The sequence below is a fragment of the Xylanibacter ruminicola genome (assembly GCF_900142525.1).
GTDB lineage: Bacteria > Bacteroidota > Bacteroidia > Bacteroidales > Bacteroidaceae > Prevotella > Prevotella ruminicola_A.
Genome location: NZ_FRBD01000008.1, coordinates 121,510 through 140,679, shown reverse-complemented (window position 1 = coordinate 140,679; position 19,170 = coordinate 121,510). Strand labels below are relative to the sequence as shown.

General features: G+C 46.6%; 10 protein-coding genes. 2 read left to right on the top strand and 8 right to left on the bottom strand.

All coding sequences use genetic code 11. The features are described 5' to 3' along the window. Positions 1-19: 19 nt before the first annotated feature. The 3 genes from BUB86_RS06815 to BUB86_RS06805 are packed head-to-tail and all read right to left on the bottom strand — an operon-like array spanning position 20 to position 6,379. On the bottom strand, positions 20-3,334 hold the full coding sequence (locus BUB86_RS06815; RefSeq protein WP_073207348.1) for a SusC/RagA family TonB-linked outer membrane protein: 3,315 nt from the start codon (positions 3,332-3,334) through the stop codon (positions 20-22). 27 nt (positions 3,335-3,361) lie between these two features. Continuing rightward, on the bottom strand, positions 3,362-5,371 hold the full coding sequence (locus BUB86_RS06810; protein WP_073207345.1) for a hypothetical protein: 2,010 nt from the start codon (positions 5,369-5,371) through the stop codon (positions 3,362-3,364). A 33-nt stretch (positions 5,372-5,404) separates the two neighbouring features. Then, the gene (locus BUB86_RS06805) at positions 5,405-6,379 is read right to left on the bottom strand and encodes a glycoside hydrolase family 43 protein (protein ID WP_254795111.1); all 975 of its coding nucleotides are present in this window, start codon (positions 6,377-6,379) and stop codon (positions 5,405-5,407) included. 210 nt (positions 6,380-6,589) lie between these two features. Here BUB86_RS06805 and BUB86_RS06800 point away from each other — a divergent pair, with 210 nt between their 5' ends. Further along, entirely contained in the window at positions 6,590-10,570 is a 3,981-nt protein-coding gene (locus BUB86_RS06800; protein WP_073207335.1) for a hybrid sensor histidine kinase/response regulator transcription factor, read from the top strand. An 8-nt stretch (positions 10,571-10,578) separates the two neighbouring features. Here BUB86_RS06800 and BUB86_RS06795 read toward each other — a convergent pair whose 3' ends face one another. The 5 genes from BUB86_RS06795 to BUB86_RS06775 all read right to left on the bottom strand — a co-directional run bounded on the left by BUB86_RS06795 (position 10,579) and on the right by BUB86_RS06775 (position 17,611). Continuing rightward, entirely contained in the window at positions 10,579-13,125 is a 2,547-nt protein-coding gene (locus BUB86_RS06795) for an outer membrane beta-barrel family protein (protein ID WP_073207332.1), read from the bottom strand. Between the two features lie 16 nt (positions 13,126-13,141). After that, on the bottom strand, positions 13,142-13,723 hold the full coding sequence (locus BUB86_RS06790) for a DUF4974 domain-containing protein (protein WP_073207328.1): 582 nt from the start codon (positions 13,721-13,723) through the stop codon (positions 13,142-13,144). After that, entirely contained in the window at positions 13,720-14,211 is a 492-nt protein-coding gene (locus BUB86_RS06785) for a sigma-70 family RNA polymerase sigma factor (protein WP_073207325.1), read from the bottom strand. Before BUB86_RS06785 ends, BUB86_RS06790 begins: the two co-directional genes overlap by 4 nt. 467 nt (positions 14,212-14,678) lie before the next feature. Continuing rightward, complete coding sequence (locus BUB86_RS06780) at positions 14,679-17,243, bottom strand: M56 family metallopeptidase (RefSeq protein ID WP_073207322.1); 2,565 nt, start codon at positions 17,241-17,243, stop codon at positions 14,679-14,681. Beyond that, positions 17,240-17,611 carry a BlaI/MecI/CopY family transcriptional regulator gene (locus BUB86_RS06775; RefSeq protein WP_073207319.1) on the bottom strand — a complete coding sequence of 124 codons (372 nt, stop codon included), beginning with the start codon at positions 17,609-17,611 and terminating at the stop codon, positions 17,240-17,242. The genes BUB86_RS06780 and BUB86_RS06775 overlap by 4 nt, the downstream gene beginning before the upstream one ends. 230 nt (positions 17,612-17,841) lie before the next feature. Here BUB86_RS06775 and BUB86_RS06770 point away from each other — a divergent pair, with 230 nt between their 5' ends. Further along, complete coding sequence (locus BUB86_RS06770) at positions 17,842-19,125, top strand: O-acetylhomoserine aminocarboxypropyltransferase/cysteine synthase family protein (protein ID WP_073207316.1); 1,284 nt, start codon at positions 17,842-17,844, stop codon at positions 19,123-19,125. The last annotated feature ends 45 nt before the right edge of the window (positions 19,126-19,170 follow it).

Here is a 19,170-nt window from a genome sequence, read left to right as displayed (position 1 = left end):
GATTATTCATTGTTGGTGGTTAAAAAGTTACATTCAGTCCGAATGACAGCTGACGCATAGTAGCATAGCCCTCGCCAGAACGCATCTCAGGATCGAGTCCGGGGAAGCTGGTTATAGTAAACAGATTCTCGCCAGAGAAGTATACGCGCAGATTCTCGGCATAGATTTTACGTGAGATGTTTCTTGGCAGAGTGTAGCCAATAGTGAGGTTACGCAGCTTGAGGTAATCGCAGCTGTAGAGGTGGAATGTATTGTCGAGAGCATCACTCATACTTGGATTCTCGAGCGACATACGTGGGTTCTTTGAAGTAATGTTAGTGCGTGGGTCGTTGGGGTTATTGGGGTCATAGTAGTAGTGATCGTCGGCAATCCACTGTGGGATTGACAAGCCGAATACTACGTTTGATGAGTTCTGACCAATCTCACGCCAATAGGTTGAGAAACCAGTTGCACCACCCCAGTTCATAGAGACATCGATACCCTTCCACTCAGCATGAGCCTGGAAACCGAAAGTGAACTTAGGCACGTTCGACTCGCCCATGAACTTCTGGTCGTGGCTACCACCATAAACCTTATCGCCATTGGTATCGGCATAGATATACTCACCATACCAGATAGCATTTGGAGTAACAGCGTGCTGTGGCTCGAACGAATAGCCTGCGGCTACCATATCCTGAGCCCACTTCAAGTCCTCTGGGGTACGAATCATACCATCGCGTGGACCACCATTGGGATCAACAACGCCATTGGCATCATAATATGTACCTGTACCATTATATATTGGATAAACATAGAACTCGTTCATCATGTGACCCTCAACAAGACGCTGTGTGCCTCCCGAAGATACCTCACCAAGATTTGAATAGTAAACATTAGGATCAGGATTGTTTGGATCGGCACCCCAACCAGAGATGAATGCACCCTTATAATCGGTTACGAGGTTCTTATTGAACGAACCGTTAACTGCAACACCATAGGTCACGTCGCCAATCTTGTCTTCCCAGCGGAATGTAGCCTCAAAACCGCGGTTACTTACACCTGCAAGGTTCTGCAGTGGAGCCACCTTATCGCCAAAGGTAAGACCGATAGTAGGACGATACAGAATACCTGATGTCTGCTTGTCGTAGTAGTCGAACACTCCCGACAGACGTCCATTCAGTGTAGTGAAATCAAGACCGATATTGAAGGTCTTGGTAGTCTCCCAAGTCACATTCATGTTAGGCAGGTTCTTCAGATAGAAGCGTGGTGACTTCTTGCCTGCCATAGTGGTGTAACCGGTCTCGTACCATGACTGATAAGCATAGTTATCAACACTTGAGTTACCCAGCTTACCGTAAGAAGCACGCAGTTTCAGATTATCGAATACGCTGAGGAATGAGTTCTTGGCAAAGTTCTCCTCGCTGATGCGCCATCCTGCTGATGCAGAGGGGAAGAAGCCCCAACGGTTATCGGGAGAGAAACGTGAAGAACCATCGTAACGGAAGTTAGCCTCAACCAGATATCTTGAGTCGAAAGCATAATTCAGGCGGCCGAACCATGAGCGATAGGTATAACCGGTGAAGTTACCGCGGATATACTCTTCAGAGGTCAGTGTATTCAGGTCGGTGATGGTAGCATCAATCATACCCATCTTCTTCACATCAGTGTTGCCATCGCTGTTCTTACCTTCCTCGAAACCTACCAGTGCAGCCACATCATGCTTTTGTGCAAATGTGTGGTTCCAGTTAAGAGTATTGGTAACCTTCCAATTATAATAGTGGTGATAGTACATGTAGCTTGAAAGAGCCTCAAGTGCTGCTGGTGCGCTTACTACCTCGCCACGGCTGAAGCTATAGCTCTCGTTCTGACCATCGGTATACTTATGACGTGCATTATAGTAATCGTAACCGAAAGTAGTCTTGAATGTAAAGTCCTTCAGGAACTTTACCTGAGCAAATGCAGTAGCATAAGCATGGGTGGTCTTGTAGTAGCTGTCGCCGTCGCCATTCAGCAAGAGCAGAGGGTTATGGGCAGCACCGTCTTCAACTGAGGTCTCGATACCACCGAACTTTCCATCGTAATAAGGATAGATACCAGGCACGGTCTTCAGGAACTCCCAGTTAGAGAGTGCATCCACATTATTACGGTCGCGGTCGCTATGTGTACCCCAAACCTGAGCACCCATCTGCAGCCAGTTGGTTACATCCGAGATTAACTTCAGGTTAACAGAGTACTTCTGCTCACCAGAGCGAACAATCATGCCAGGATTATCGAGGTAAGTCAAACCAAGATTATAGCGTGTACGGGTATCCTTACCAGAAAGTGAGATAGCATGCTCCTGCATCACCTTAGTCTGATAGATTTCATCGTACCAGTCGGTGTTAGGATATGCCACATAGTTAGGATAGCCCGACTCAGAGATACCATTGGGATTAGCCTCGGCCTGACGCCACTGGTCGATGACCGACTGTGGATACTTACCGGCAGTACCGATATTCTCACTGGCCTCATTTACCAACTCCATGTAGTCGGCATAGTTCGACATGAAACGCACAAGCTTAGAAGGCTTATTGATAGACATGCGACCAGTATAGGTAACGCTTACCTTACCATCGGTACCACTCTTGGTTGTAACAAGGATAACACCATTGGCACCACGGTTACCATAGATGGCACACGATGCAGCGTCCTTCAATACCGAGATGCTCTCGATGTCCATGGGGTTCACATCCGAAAGACTCATCTCCATACCATCAACCAATACCAGCGGACTGGCATCGTTCATGGTTCCCACACCACGGATATTGACTGAGAAATTCTCGGCGCCAGGCTTACCTGATCCCTGAAGGATATCGAGACCAGCAGCCATACCCTGAAGGGCTTGGGCTACTGTGGTAACGGGGCGTGAGTTGGTTTCCTTAGCCATATCGACAGACACAACCGAACCAGTCAGGTTCACCTTCTTCTGCGTGCCATAACCCACAACAACTATCTCGTTGAGTTCATTTCTGTCTTCCTTCATCTTGATTACCATATTATCAGCAGCTCTGCTGGTAACATCTATGTAACCAATATACGTAAAGGTAAGCTGTGCATCAGGCTTGCTGAGCGACAGGGTGAAACGACCGTCCATATCGGTAACAGCGGCATTCTTAGTACCCTGTTCCTTAACGGTAACACCAATCAGTGGATCGCCCTGTTCGTCAAGAACCTTACCGCTAACAGCACGTTGCTGCTGGGTTGCAGAAACGACGTTGGGATGAACCGACATGGCCAGTTTCCGTTCGGCTAGAGTTGGCGAAGCTGTCATCAGGAGAGCTGCGCCTGCCAACGAGGCAATAAATCTTTTTTCCATTTTTGATTTTTAGGTTTAATGTTAAAACTATTTTTTAAGAAAGTTATCTGTACGTGTTGGTGAATACATCTCCCAAAGTGATGCAATAGTCCAACCTGGTGCAAAGTAATTGTTATAGAATCCCTTGCCATTCATACCATAATCCCAAGTTGTGTGCTGAACCACCTCAGGATAGAATCCTGGTACCGCGATACCACAAAGACGATTGGGTGTAGGCATCAACTGGTCGAGCGAGTTAAAAATCACATCGTGCATCTTCTGGAATCGGGCGTTACCCTTCTGGGCTCCCAACCAGTTAACAATATGTGGCAACTCGAATACAAACACATCGATATGATTGTTCTCTACTGATACGTTGCTCCAGCCTCTTGACTTCAGGCCTAAGTCGCCCAGCATCTGTCCCTGAGCAAAAGGCACATCCCACATATAGTACCATGAAAGTGCGAAATAGGCAGCCTGCTCACAGAGGTCGATATAGCGCTGACGCTCCTTACCCTTAGTAACGGCAGCCAGATAATAGGTAGCAGTTACTGCAGCAATGGCAGCCTCCTTATCCTCGCAGTTAGCATCAAGGGTTGATGAGAAATAATCACTCTTCGAGATAATGTTCTGCTCCAGATAGTCAACGGTCTTGCGGGCAGCCTCCAAGTATTGCTTCTTGCCAAAGTAGCGATAACCCATAACAAGGGCAGAGGTTGACGATGGTGTACTACCACCAGTGCCATCAACATCGGCACCATCATCCTTATACTTGCGGGCAAAGCTACCATCAGCCTTCTGCAGTTTCAGGAATCCATCAAGAATACCCTTCATACGTGCCTCCCACTCTGGATGACGACGACCGTGCTCCTTCTCATACTTCAGATAGAGCAGAATGGCATAAACGCCCTCTGACTGCTGACGGATAGAGTGTACCACCTTATCGTCGGTTGGGAAACCACGGTCAAAGTTCACATTATCATAAAAGTATCCGGCACTGGTAAAGCCATGCTTCAGATAGCTCTCAAGTATCTCTTCACCAATAGTTACAAGATCCTGCTCACCATGCTGTTCACCATATTCTATGGCATTGAATGCATTCAGCAGTACACGACCGCAGAAGCCTACCTGCGCCTCAGGGAAAGGCTTGCAATCATCTGTGAGCAATGTATGACCAGAGTTATACTTCAAAGGGAAGTTGCTCACATACGACTTACGGAAATAGTTAGTCAGTCCCTTCTTCATCTCCTCTGGAGTGAAGCGTGGTGTAAGCGGCTGAGGATTCAGATTGTCGAAACAACGCTGCCACATCAGTGTTACATGCTGACCGAAGTCCTTAGCATCTGTCTGACTGATGCGCCACTTGATAGTTTTGGTCTCACCCTTCTCAATCTTAGCAAATGCAAATACTGGAGCAGCCAGTGTGAGCTTACGGATGTAACGCTTAGGTGTCTCTACGTATGGATAGCCGAAAGTAAGCTTTGCCTCTTCCTGCTCGCAGTCGAAACCAAGATAGCCAAGTGATGTCTCGCCGCTCAGGATAATCTCGCCAGCCTGATGAGTTACCATACACTCCTGTGGACAATCCAGACTGCGGATAACAGCTACCGACTTTCCATTAGCCTCATCGTAGATACTGGTCATGGGTGATGACAATCGGTCTTCACGGAAATTCCAGCTCTTTGAAGTATGGAACGAGGGTGCCTCCTTAGGCGAACGCAGGTTGCGATGATACCAGAAACCAGGCAGATAGAACTCACTATCGGCCGACTTGATGCCTGTAGCCAGTGTGGCACCTATATTATAATAGGTGGTAGCATTGGCCTTGATGGTAAGGGTAAACACCTGATCATTGCCATCGTTAGTCAACTGCTGACTGATACTCAAGGGCAATATCTTGCCCTGAGGAGCTTTCAGTTCATTACCTTCTGCATGCAGAGTGATTTCTTCTGCAGGATTGCCAGGCTGTTTGATGCTGATGCGCGTCTGTATGTTAATAGCAGATGCAGTCAGCGACAAAGCAGCCAGGACTGTAGTTAAATTAATCTTCTTGTACATATTTTGATGTTTTCGTTGGTTGTGTAAATTCTACTATTTCGATAGATAATGAAAGGTATTATCTATAACGTTGAATGTGGTTCCCTGCTGTTTCAGCCCTACTACCGCCGTCTTGCGTGGACTTACAACGGTAAAACTGTTATGGGTATGGAACACATAATTCCAGTTACCCTGTACGTCCTTGAACATGTCACCATGTCCTGTTCCATAATAGCCTATGTTGGCACGGTTGATGACAGGCTGTGCTGATTTAGTCCAAGGGCCATAGGGCGACTTTGCTGTAGCAACGCCAACGGCATAGTCGATATTACGGAAGTCATTGGCCGAATAGAACAGATAATAGGTATCGCCTATATGCAGCACAGTAGGACCTTCAGTTACACTCCAACTGGCCTGGGCTGTATTCTCCCATTGTTCAGTGGCGTGTATGCACTCCTTGGCTGTTTCTTCCTTAATACCCATCAGGTCATCGGTCATCTCAGCCACAAAGATACGATTGCCATCCTGCAAGCGCACATGATACAGATAGGCCTTACCATCAGTATCAAAGAACACAAAAGGATCGATAGCCTTGCCTGGAGTTGCTATAGCAGTTTTATTGTCCTGAGTAAAAGGCCCCAGTGGTGAGGTTGCCTTCGCCACAGCAATCTGCTCATTGGCAGTATAGAACATATAATAGGTATTACCTTTCTTAAAAACCTGTGGTGCCCAGAAACCTGCTGTTCCAAACGAAGTGGCACCTGTCAGGCAGAAGCCATTGGCATTTCCAACAGGGCCCTGCCATGTTTTCAGATCTTTCGACTGATATACATAGAATCCCTTATCGGCATTGCTACCTGTACCATAAAGGTAATATGTACCGTCCTCATCAGGAAAGATGGTTGGATCGGCCTCTGTCAGGATTTCCTTCTTAGGCTCCGTTGGAGTATGAGGCCCCTCAATGATATCGTTACCAGTCTCATTCGAACTGCACGATGGCAAAACAGACAGCACGCCAATAATAGTCATTGACAATCTTAAGTTGTTCTTTTTAAACATTTTAGTTATGATAAGAGTTGTTGTTAAAGAATTCGCTGCAAAAGTATATAAATAAGAATATACGGGCGGGTAAAATTGTCCACGAAACAGGTAACATTGTCAAAAGTACAGAAAAATTGGACATAATTCTAGATTAATTCAGGATTAATCGTTAAATTTGCACACAGATATAACGACGTTATGAGATATTTTGCTTTATTCCTCACATGGCTCTTCACGAGTTTATTGGTAGATGCTGCCGACTTTAAGTTCCAGCACCTTAACACCTCCTACGGTCTACCCAACCAGCAGGTAGAGAGTCTGGTGCAGGATCATGACGGTTATATATGGATAGGTACGCGTAACGGATTGGCCAAATATGACGGTTACAACGTAGAGACCTATTACCACATAGAAGGCAAAAACAACTCGCTGGTTCATAACTTTGTTCACGGACTCTTTGTGGATTCAAAGAACCGGCTGTGGATCAGCACCGAGAATGGCGTGAGTCTGTACAGGCCCAAAACCGACGACTTCCGCAACTATCACAATGTAAGAGGCTACTGCACCAGTTTTGTTGAGACCAACGACGGACGAATCATGACTGGCTACAGTCAGCTGTTTGCCTACGATGCAAAGACCGACTCGTTTGTGGTCATCCCCTCGCTCAATGCCGGAACCATTGCTTCGCTGGCAAAAGACAAAGCAGGCAATGTTTATGTGTCGGCAAGCGAGATGATCTTTTCACTAGATGCCAGTCTGACTAAAATCCGTCCGCTCGACATCAGTATCAATGGTGGGCAGCCATTTAGCCACAACGCTATCCTACCCTTACTGGTAGATTCAAAGCAACGCCTTTGGGTGGGGTGTAATGATGGCAGCGTGACTTGTCATAACCTGAGAACCCACACCCAGCAGCATTACACAGCCAACATGCTAACAGGCGGTATCGTGCGTGTTATCATTGAGGACAAACAGCATAGGATATGGTTTGGTACCGAAAACGGTGTGTTCACTTTGAATCCTGATGGCACCAGCATTCTCACACAGAAAGGGTATGACAGCGACGGTCTGTCGGATAACGCCGTCTACTGCATTATGTCCGACCGCCAGAACAACATCTGGATTGGCTCTTATTTCGGCGGTGTCGACTATCTGTATAGCCAGAAGCCACAGTTCCGTCATTTCCAGCCAAGTGCAACCAAAGGCGAACTGAACGCACGCATCCCACGAATGATAACCGAGACTTCGCCCGGCATCTTCTGGATAGCTACCGAAGACCAGGGCGTGCATATCTACAACTCTGTTACAAGCCAGTTCACGCCATTTACGGCTATTCCTGGTCTCGACTCGAATATTCACAGCATCTATTACGACAGTCAGACATCCGATATATGGATTGGAACCAGATTCAAGGGACTATTCCGTTACAACCTGCAGACGCACAAAACCAGTCAGTACTATCGCACCAAGGGCTTAACATCCGAAGGTATTTTTTACCTGACTCGCGATAAGAACCGACGTCTCTGGGTGGCCACGATGGAAGGTCTGCGTTATTACGACGACAAGACTGACACTTTCTGTTCATTAGGACATGACCTACTGGACCAGACTTTTATTTACTCGCTCTTCGTTGACCACCACAACCAGCTGTGGGCCAGTACGGTAGCCTGTGGCCTGTACTGCATCAGCAACAACAAGATAACCAGCTACAGCAAAGACAATGGCTGCGGACTGACCGACAACTATATCATCAGCGCATTCGAAGATTCAAAAGGCCGCTTGTGGATTGGCACTAACAATAACGGACTCTTCTGGCTTGACAGCAAGAATGGCAAAGCACATCAGGCAGGCACCTGGATACCACGCCAATGCACGGTATGCAGTATTGTCGAAGATCAAGCAGGAAGCCTGTGGATAGGTACTGATCAGGGACTTTTCTGTCATCGACTGAGCGATGGTCATACCCGCAGATACTCTGCTGGTTCAGAACTACCTGTCAATCAGTTTAACTTCACCTCAACCTATCTGGCCTCCGACGGGCGTGTACTCATGGGTACTTTCGATGGTCTCATATCATTCCAACCCTCGAAGATGCATGCTGAGACCAAGCATATGGCTGTTCACTTCAAAAAACTGTTTGTGAACGATCAGGTGGTTTCGCAGATTGACTATACCGACAGTATCACCCTGAGCTACGAGGAGTCGCACTCATTCCATATAGAATATGGTGTGGTGATGCCCGAGAACGTGCAGGGCATACAATACCAGATAAAGGTTGACGGTATCGACAGTGATTGGCGCGATGTAGGTACAGAACGCAGATTCTACGGTTATCTGCTCAGTCCTGGTACCTATCAGCTACACGTCAGGGCGAATACCAGCGATGGCGATTGGGACAAATGTCCTGAACGGACTCTGACCATCATCATCAAAGCCCCATTCTACCTCTCTACTATCGCGTACATTATTTATCTGTTGTGCTTTATCGGGTTGGTAGTTGGCGGCCTCTCACTTTACAACATCCGCATGAAGGAGCAGGAAAAGATACGCTTTGCCAACATGGAGAAAGAAAAAGTGGAAGAGATTGACCGCATGAAATCGAACTTCTTCACCATGGTGTCGCATGAGCTCAAAACGCCTCTATCACTCATCATGGCGCCACTCAAAAGCATCGGTGCCAGCAAGGTAGATAAAGAAGTGGGCGAATCGCTGAATATGGCCATCCGCAACTGTTCGAAGATGGAACATCTTATCAACGAACTGGTGACGTTCAACAAGATTGAGTCCGACAACTTCCCGTTCTATGTGCAGCAGGGCAATCCCGTAGAGTTTATTGGCATGGTTGCCGATAGCTTCAACGATGCTGTAACCCCCAAGGGCCTTCATCTCATTATTAACAGCATCGATAATGGCGAAGATGGCTGGTTCTCACCATCCTACATCGAGCACATTCTCAACAATCTGGTATCAAACGCCATCAAGTTTACTGGTAGCGGAGGTACCATCACCATCAATGCCGAAATAACCCAGCTACCCGAATCGCACGACCTGTATCTCAAGATGCAGGTATCAGATACCGGTATCGGCATCAGCAAGGAGGAGCAGCAGAATATCTTTGAGCGTTACTACCAGACCAAGCGCGGTTATAGTGCCAACAGCAGCGGTTGGGGCATCGGTCTGGCGCTGGTTCACCGATTGGTTGAGATTCATAAAGGCTCAGTCTCTGTCGAGAGCGAGTTGGGCAAGGGCAGCACGTTTACTGTATTGATAAACATCTCGGGCGATGCTTTCTCTGATAAGAACAAGATTTCTACCGACAGCGAACTCACATCGGTTAACGGCTATCTCAGCAAGACAGATAACACGCAGCTCACCCTGGCTGTCAACGCAGCTTCAGCCTCAGCCCGTCCATCACAACCTGAGGCACATAAACGCACACTGCTGGTGGTTGAGGACAATGAGGACATGTTGCGATTCCTGGAACAGCTGTTCAGCAGCGATTATAACGTGATTACCGCTCCTGACGGACAGCAGGCATGGGACGTAGCTATCAGCCGACAGGATATCGACCTTGTAGTATCCGACGTGATGATGCCTGTGATGACTGGAGCCGAACTGTGCAATATGATCAAGGGTAACATGAGCACCAGTCATATACCCGTGATACTGCTTACAGCCAAGGGCGACCCAGAGGATGTAAAGGACGGCTATCGCAACGGTGCCGATGCCTACGTACTGAAGCCTTTCGACCCCGAGGCGCTCACCCTGCAGATCAGCAATTTGCTGCGACTGATACAGAACCGCCAGAAGTCTATCTTCGATGGTGGCGAGGAATCATTGGAATCAAACGATAGCCTCACCCAGCTGGACCGCGATTTCATACAGCGACTGATGGAGCTCGTAGATAACAACATCGGTAATGCCAACTTCTCAGTTACCGACATTACCCAAGAATTAGGCATGAGTCGCAGTCTGCTGCACACCAAGATGAAGAACTTGATGAACACCTCGGCTGGCGACTACATCCGCCACAAGCGCATACAGAAGGCCTGCGAGATGATAATCCAAGGGCACAACGTATCGGAAACTGCCTACAGCTGTGGCTTTGCCGATCCCAACTACTTCTCAAAGGTATTCAAAAAGATGGTTGGCGTCGCCCCCTCAGATTATCATAAATAGTAATCCATTTAGAAACGGTTCCTCTCGTCGTTACCAGCACCAGTACCACGATACTTAGAGCGAGTGGCATTAAAGCTGTAGCTCAGCGTGAGACCAACTTGCTGCGTATAACTGTAGTCGTTCTGTGCGGTTGAACCTATCGCATAGTAGGTGGTCAACTTGTTTCTGCAGGTGCGGAAGATGTCGTTGGCATAGAGCGTAGCAACCAAGCTGCCCTTCAAGAATGCCTTCTGTATACGTGCATTCATTATAAAGTTGCTGTTGCGATACATAAATGCCCAGTGATTACTGCCAGAATAGCTGGCCTGTAACAGCGCCTTAGTGGTGGGATTGATAACGAACCAACTCTTCAGGTCGAAGCTGAATTCGGGCTTATTCATCTTCATGGGAGCACCATAGGCTTCAGCATCGAATATCTGCTGATAATAATGCAGAGTAAAGCTAGGTTGCCAGAAGCCCAGTTTTGGGGAAGCTACAAGGGTGGCATAGACCCTGTCCTGATGGTCGAAGTTCATCTGTTGGAAAATACCAATCTCGTTCTCTTCATCATACACTCTACAGATGTGAGTGAAGATATCCTTCTCGCGGGTAAAACCTGTAACGAAGGTGAGCCACGAATAAGTCAGGTTCAAATCGATGCTCTGACGTACAGATGGACGCAAAAGCGGATTTCCTCCCTCATAGAACATACGACTGTCGTACACGATAGCAGAACTCAACATACGATATGGAGGGCGCGTAATGCGCTTGCTGTAGCTGAGCTGGGCGCTCCACTTACCCTTCTGCCAAGCTGCTGACAGGTTGGGGAACCAGTCGTTATAATTGCGAGACAGTTCTGGCTGGTACAGTCCAAACTGATGTACATCGTTCTGAACATGCTCATAGCGCAGGCCTGCACCAAAATGCCAATCACCCAATAGCAGATCGTATTCGGCAAAGCCGGCAATGTTCTGCTCGTCGGTATCTGTATCAGATTCTGGTATGATATTCTCTTCGGTACGGTTGTGGCCATGAGTCAATGTAAATGTTGCTTCTGATCCGATACTGAGTTCACCTTTCCAAATAGGATATGACAATACCAATTTACCCGCTATCATCTTATTATTATCCCAGCTAAGGGTGGTGATTGCACGGTCATCAAGTTCCTCGCTGAACTCCTGTTGGTCCAGATGGTCTTCACTGTCTCTTCGCAAGATGGTAGCATTGAGGTCGATACCTAATTTCCCGATCTTTCCAATATAATAGGCATTCAGTTCCCAAACAGGTTTGTCTTGTTCTGAAGCTGTTGTTTTCAGAAGGATGTCGCCGTAAAATTCTCCATTTTTCAGATAATGCTGCGTCATATCACAGTTAAAGTGCTGGAACAGACGTTTCTGAGACGAGAAGCTAATACCGATAGAGTTATCTACATTGAAATCGTAGCTCAATCCGGCTTTATAGTAAATCTCTGACCAGCGACTTCTTACTGGAGCTTCGGCATGGGCATTATACTTGTCTTTCTTGATGTGCAACTCCTGGTCGATACTCTGGTCGTTGCTATAGTGCCCCCAATCGTACGCCACATTAGCAAAAGCCTCGAGCCCACCTGTACGATATTTCACTGTCAGGTCGTCGTAGTTGTTCCACTTGTTGTTTCGCCACGTCTGGCTGGTAGCCATCAAGCTGAATCCTTCGCCCTGAGGCTTCAAGGTTTTGATGCGGATAACAGCGTTTACCTCGGCATTATATCTGGCTCCAGGCGATGTTATCACGTCAACACTCTTGATGTCGGCAGACTTCAACTGCTTCAGCTCACCCATATCCTGCACCTTTTTATTATTGATGTATATCTCAGGTTCGCCTTTGGCCAGCACTTCGAACTTTCCGTCTTTGCCTTGCTGCACCAGTGGAATCATAGACAATAGATCATTGGCATTTCCAATATCATGAAGCAGCGAGTGCTGCACATCTACTGTCATTCCTCCAGATGCCATTTTGTACTGTGGTATCTCGCCCTTAATCTCAACGCCTTTCACCATATAGGTTTCTGGCTGCAGAGTGATGGTGCCTATGTTGCCCACATTGACATTGCGGGTTACGGTTTTGTAGCCAACGTACGTAACCTTCAGAGTGATGCGCTGGTCTTTGCAGGGAATGACGAAATCGCCGTTCTCATTGCTCACACCGCCATTGATATACCCCACGCTGTTATTCAGTGCGATATTGGCAAATTCTATCGGCTGTCCGTTCTCATCCACAATATGGCCAATAACCTTGGCATCCTCCTTCTGGGTGCACTCTACGAAGATCTTGTCATCGTCGAAGGTAACCTTCATGGGATAGAATCCTATCACCTCGCGGATAGCTTCCTTGATAGGCAGATCACTGAAGTGACTGGTAACAGTAAAGTCTTCCAGTTCGTCGTAGATAAAGTAGATGGTTTTGTCGCTAGTAGCGGCATTCAGGTCTTCGAGCACTTTCGATAGCGACTCGTTCTGATAGTTGCGGCTGATTCTCTGTGCTTGGGCACATAGCGTAAGTACACAGAGCAATGCTGTGAATATATATTTTTTCATTTTGGGTTGGCTTAAGTTATTCTACAATCAGTTTCTGGTTCTCGCGGGTAATATGGATACGTTCAAACTTATTAAACGTATCAATCATCTCGTCTATGGTCTGCTTCTTGTCCCATGTAAAGTATAGGCGGACATGCTTACTAGCTTCACTCTTAAATACGGGCTGAACCTGATAGAAAGCAGCAACCTCGCTCAAGATGGCACTAAGTTCTGCATCCTCGAAAATTACGGGTTTTGCGGGTATAGAATCTGCAGCCAACTTATCGGTATCGCCTGATTGCTGGCGTGAATCGCTCATTCGTGCCTCAGTCATCGATGGGGTGTTATCCCCCGCACCGAGACTTTGCACCATGTGGATGGCTGCATAGGTAATGCCCGATAACATCAGCACACCAATAAACATGGCGGCTATCTTCATCAGCGAGAACTTCTTGAAGGCGGTCTCACCTCTCCCCTCCAGCTTCTCACCTCTAAAGCACTCCCAAGCCTCATCAGCATCAGGGATGTTGATGTTGGTATCGTTCAGCATCTCATCCATCTGCTCATCTGTGTATTGCTCTGGATGCAACAGCATCTTCAGTTTTTCTTCTCTAGTCATACTTCTCTGGTTTTAAAAGTTGAACGTAGTTTCCTCAACCCTTGCACAATATGCTTGTTAACTGCCGACAGACTGATGCCAAGCTCGCTGGATATCTCCTTGTACGACTGTTCCTCGTTGAAATGCATACGGATGATGCGCCCCGTTTGAGGTGTCAGTTTCTCGTCGACATAGCGGTTGATGGCGGTTATCAGTTCATCGTCACTCACATTGGTTGCGGTATCAACCAGCTGTAAAGTGTCCACAGACTGCTCTCCACTTCTGTGTTGTGCAATGATGTTAAGGCAGCGATTACGAACGCAAGTGAGCAGAAACGCTTTCTGGCTCTCTTCACGCAGTGGAGTGGTACCGTTCCACAGTTGGGCAAAGACATCTTGTACAGCGTCTTTTGCCTCGTCTTCATCGCCCAGCAGAATGTAGGCAGCCTTGTACATTCTGTTGTATTCTGAAAGGAAGAGTTCCTTGAATTGTTCTTCTCTGTCTTGCATCTTTACGTTTCGCTTTTTATCTATAATACAGATGAGCAGGAGATTTAATTACCCCCTTGATGCATTTTTTTGATCTTTTTCATGCCGCAAAGATAATAAAAAAACAAGAAACGACTGTCTTCTAGACAAAAAAACAGGTAAGCATAAAAAAAGAATAAAAGACAAAAGATTTATCATTAACAAACCAGAAATCTATACAGAGACTCAATGATGGGGCTTGTGCTAGAGTACGTTTCAGATTGAGTATAGCCGCACAATCATTTGCGTATAGCCACACAATCATTTGCGTATAGGCGAACGATCGTTTCAGTATAGGCAAACGATGGAAAAGTAACGCTTCTGTACCTGCTATCCTTAATTATTGCCCCTGCTAACTATAGCTATCGTACCCTAAAAGCATTAGTATTGGTCACACGGTCACAACTGTGACCGTGACCATTTCCAGTAATAATTATCAAAACAAGAGATTACGATTTTGATTTGAGGATTATATCATCGACGATTTTCTGCGTTTCGCTGGTTTTTATTGTGATTGTTCTATACTCCGTTTGGAATTTTGGCTTCGTAACCTTTATGATGTATTTGTCCTGGCGAGGTACAGCCCAAACGTAGCGATACATCTCTGAACCTCTTACTACTTCTTGAATCCTCGGTTTTGATAGTACAACTTTGTTCATATTCATCAGCTCTACTGTGGCATCATTCAGGTATTTCTTCGTTTTTTCATCTCGAACGTATGCACCGATAAGGACATTGTCCTGTATGTTCTCAAAAGAAACACTTGAAAGAACTAGGCTTTTTACGGGCTTACCATCTTTGATGGCTGGTTTCCATCGTGGCATACTTCGAACCAATCGGAGAGCCTCTTCGTTAAGCGTTTTGTTAATTCCATTTCTGATTCTGACACCACTGATGGAGCCATCTTCGTTGACAACGAAATTTACAGTAACCCTGCGAGATATTCCCTTGCCATCAGTAGCTTTTGGCAATTGTGTGTTTATAGCAAACCACTTATCTTTATCACCAGCGAACTCGGCCTCTTGCTGTACATTACCATAGATACGCTCTCCGGGTTTGCTCATACAGAAAGTCCATCCTTGTATGTCGTTGCCATTAAAATGATTTACTTTGTATGTCTCGGCTTCTAATCCTGGATACGACGCACGTACGGTTGTTCCTAGGGGAACCTTTAGCTCGCACCAGCCTTCGGCATTGGTTTTGGCTTTCTGGCCAGTCTCTACTACTGTTATCTCAGCATCCTTCAGTTGTCGACCTGTGGCCATTTCTTCGGCTTTAAAGAATATCCATGCTTTCTGCTTTTCTTTGTACTCTGCAGGATAGTCAAAATCAACATCTCTATTAAATTCGGTAACATAGTGGGTATAGAGTTCAATACGTCGTGGTGTCTCACCTTGTATCAGTTTTACCTCTTTAATATAGTTTAGTGGCACATATGGCAGATAGCCTTTATTAATCTCTTTTCCATCAAGAGTTATTAAATGGTCATACAAAGGGTAATATCCTCTTACATTCCACCATTTATCTTTATTTATAGCACCTCTTTCGGCCAGATGCCCATTAACAAGCCAGGTGTAGAAAGCCCCAACTGGAGCTTTCACACCTATGCACTCTCTACCATCCTTCTCAATGAGAATAATGGCAGATTCTGCACTCGTGATGAAATTAACAACATTCTTCTTGCCATTCCAATGTTGCTCTATCCTTTTGAGATCCTTGCAGTTCAGAACGGGAACATTGTTCTCATCGAATGGCACACCATTTAGTTGCCATTCCGTTGTGGCTTGGGCGAATGAGTAATTGACGTCAGCCTCAATTTTCTTCGTCTCTTTGTCGTTTACTAACACAGAGCCTTTGGGCATATGAACAACAAGATGCTTACCATGATTGGCTGCTTCTGCAGATTTTTTATCCCAGTGACCATTATCGTCAACGTATCCCCACACACTCCTTGTCTTTCCTTTTTGTGGAACAATCTTTCTTGCTTCATCAACATCGACAATCAGAAAGAGCCGGTTCTCGTTGGTTATTGGCTCCTGAGGTTCGCTGAAAACGATATTTGAACCACGATCCACTACATCCAACTGGACTTTGGCCGACAAGGCAAGCGATACAGCTATGATGGGCAGCAGATAGGCAAAACGAAGCCACTGGTGGCGGGTTGATTTTGGTTTCATCATCATTTTAATTCTTTTTTTGAGGGTACTGTTAAAGAAACCGTTTGCCAGAGAGTACCCGCTCTGTACAGCGGCCTTACGGATTAATAACTGTAGATACTGAACGTCGTTGAATCCGTGAGAGATGACCTGCTGGTCGGCCTCATATTCGTGGATGGTGCGCAAGTCGGCACGAAGCATCCACATAGTGGGGTTGAACCATTGCAGGGCAGTAAGCAGTTCTACCAAGAGCACATCGGCAGAGTGATGCAGACGGATGTGCCCCAGTTCATGAGTCAGGAGGGCTGTGGGGCCATCCTCATAATCCTGACGATTCAGGAATACTGTTTTCCACCAACTAAAGGGCGATTGTATTTTCTCGCATACAGCTATCTGGCGCCCATCGTCCAAGAGATGGATCTCGCTTTCGGCCGCCATCGTGTGAAGTCGCCATAACGACATAGCAACTCTCAACAATACCACCAATACACCTATTATATATATGACGGTTAGCGGCAGTTGCCAATTGAAAGACTGTTGTGTCTCTGTTGGCACTAAAGCGGTTTCTGCCACAGGTGCTTGCTGGAGAGAACTTGAAATATCGGTCTCGCTGGTAGCAGATTCTAAATCCGCAACAACTGTAGATGCAGGCTCTACCGCATCAGGCGTTACCTCTACCGTATGGTGAATGGTTATCACGCAGAGCGGCAATACAAACGATGCGATAGCAGTAGAAAGCAAAACAATACGGTTAAGTCGGTGCCAAGTCTCGTTAGCAACCAGCAATCGCCAGAAGATGTAAAACACAGCTATCAGTATAGCAACCTTCAGTTCGTAGGTGAAAAACAGAGTCATCATTTCTTTGAATCTTTATATTCTTCAACTTGTGTGAGCAGTTCGCGGAGTTCATCTACAGAGAGTTTCTCTTCCTTCAAGAAGGTCGACACCAATCCTTTATAGGAATCAACGATGTAGTTGTCAACCAGACGGAAGATATTCTTCTTGGCATAATCCTCCTCAGTTATCAGTGCATGATACTGATAAGTAGAACCATACTGTTTGTGGCCTACATAGCCCTGATACTCCAGTCTGCGTACAATAGTAGACAGGGTATTGAAATGCGGTTTGGGCTCATCGTAATGTTCCAACAGCTCCCTAACGAACATTGGGCCGTGGTGCCAAAACAGCTCCATCACTTCACGCTCTTTATTTGTAAGTTTCTTCATTCTTGTTTCTGTTTTTTAAGTTTAACTTCAACAACGTTATCAGTATCTGGCGGCAAATGTAACTATAAAAATGTAAACACACAACTATTTCTTGTAGTTACTTATTCTGGTTAAACTCTTTAAATAGTTGTTCACCTATCTTAACCAAATGACAGAAAAATAGAATTATATTTGGCATTTTGATTAGAAATTGGTATCTTTGCGGCCAAAATGAAATAAACAACAAGCAAATGGAGAAGAAATTGAGACAAGGCACGCTTTGCGTACAGGCTGGCTACAAGGCCAAGAACGGAGAACCAATTGAGTTGCCCATCATTCAGAGCACCACATTTAAGTATGATGACTCTGACGAGATGGCAAAGTTGTTTGATCTGGAGAAGGAGGGCTACTTCTACACCCGCCTGCAGAATCCTACCAACGACGCTGTGGCTGCTAAGATAGCTACACTCGAGGGCGGTGTGGGCGCAATGCTTACTTCAAGCGGCCAGGCTGCCAACTTCTACGCCATCTTCAACATCTGCCAGAGCGGCGACCACTTCGTAACCTCAAACGAGATTTACGGTGGAACATACAACCTCTTTGGCGTCACACTGAAGAAGCTTGGCATCGACTGCACCTTTGTATCGCCAGATGCCAGCGAAGAGGAGATTCAGAAGGCTTTCCGTCCAAACACCAAGGCCCTGTTTGGCGAGACCATCACAAACCCAGGCTGCGCCGTGCTCGACATCGAGAAGTTTGCCAAGATAGCACACAAGAATGGTGTGCCCCTGATTATCGATAACACTTTTGCTACACCAATAAACTGTCGCCCATTCGAGTGGGGTGCCGACATCGTAACCCACTCTACCACCAAATATATGGATGGTCTGGCCACTCAGGTTGGCGGATGCGTAGTTGACAGCGGCAACTTCGACTGGATGGCTCACGCAGAAAAGTTCCCAGGACTCTGCACACCCGATGAGTCATACCACGGACTGACTTACGTAAAGGCCTTCGGCAAGATGGGCTATATGACCAAGTTGGTAGCCCAGCTGATGCGCGACCTTGGCAGCATACCTGCACCACAGAACTCGTTCCTGCTGAACCTTGGTCTGCAGACACTGCATCTGCGTATGGCCCAGCACTGTAAGAACGCTCAGAAAGTGGCCGAGTTCCTGAATGCCAACGAGAAGGTGGCTTGGGTTCACTACTGCGGACTGCCCACAGATAAGTACTACGCACTGGGACAGAAGTATCTGCCCAACGGAAGCTGTGGCGTTATCGCCTTCGGTCTGAAAGGAACACGCGAGACAGCCATCAAGTGGATGGACTCGCTGGAGATGATAAACATCGTTACCCACGTGGCCGATGCCCGCACCTGTGTGCTGCATCCAGCCAGCCACACTCACCGTCAGCTGAGCGAAGAGCAGTTGCTTGAGGCAGGCATCGCACCCGACCTGATTCGTCTGAGCGTTGGTATTGAGGACGTAGAAGATATACTGAACGACATCAAACAGGCACTCGACAAAATCTAATTGAGGGTAAACGTCGAAACACATGGGGGTAAACGTCGAAAGTTA

Coding starts and splice junctions, on each gene's coding strand:
- BUB86_RS06800 (WP_073207335.1), top strand. CDS start 6,590: ATGAGATATTTTGCTTTATTCCTCACATGGCTCTTCACGAGTTTATTG.
- BUB86_RS06815 (WP_073207348.1), bottom strand. CDS start 3,334: ATGGAAAAAAGATTTATTGCCTCGTTGGCAGGCGCAGCTCTCCTGATG.
- BUB86_RS06775 (WP_073207319.1), bottom strand. CDS start 17,611: ATGAAGAAACTTACAAATAAAGAGCGTGAAGTGATGGAGCTGTTTTGG.
- BUB86_RS06785 (WP_073207325.1), bottom strand. CDS start 14,211: ATGCAAGACAGAGAAGAACAATTCAAGGAACTCTTCCTTTCAGAATAC.
- BUB86_RS06790 (WP_073207328.1), bottom strand. CDS start 13,723: ATGACTAGAGAAGAAAAACTGAAGATGCTGTTGCATCCAGAGCAATAC.
- BUB86_RS06770 (WP_073207316.1), top strand. CDS start 17,842: ATGGAGAAGAAATTGAGACAAGGCACGCTTTGCGTACAGGCTGGCTAC.
- BUB86_RS06795 (WP_073207332.1), bottom strand. CDS start 13,125: ATGAAAAAATATATATTCACAGCATTGCTCTGTGTACTTACGCTATGT.
- BUB86_RS06780 (WP_073207322.1), bottom strand. CDS start 17,243: ATGATGACTCTGTTTTTCACCTACGAACTGAAGGTTGCTATACTGATA.
- BUB86_RS06805 (WP_254795111.1), bottom strand. CDS start 6,379: ATGACTATTATTGGCGTGCTGTCTGTTTTGCCATCGTGCAGTTCGAAT.
- BUB86_RS06810 (WP_073207345.1), bottom strand. CDS start 5,371: ATGTACAAGAAGATTAATTTAACTACAGTCCTGGCTGCTTTGTCGCTG.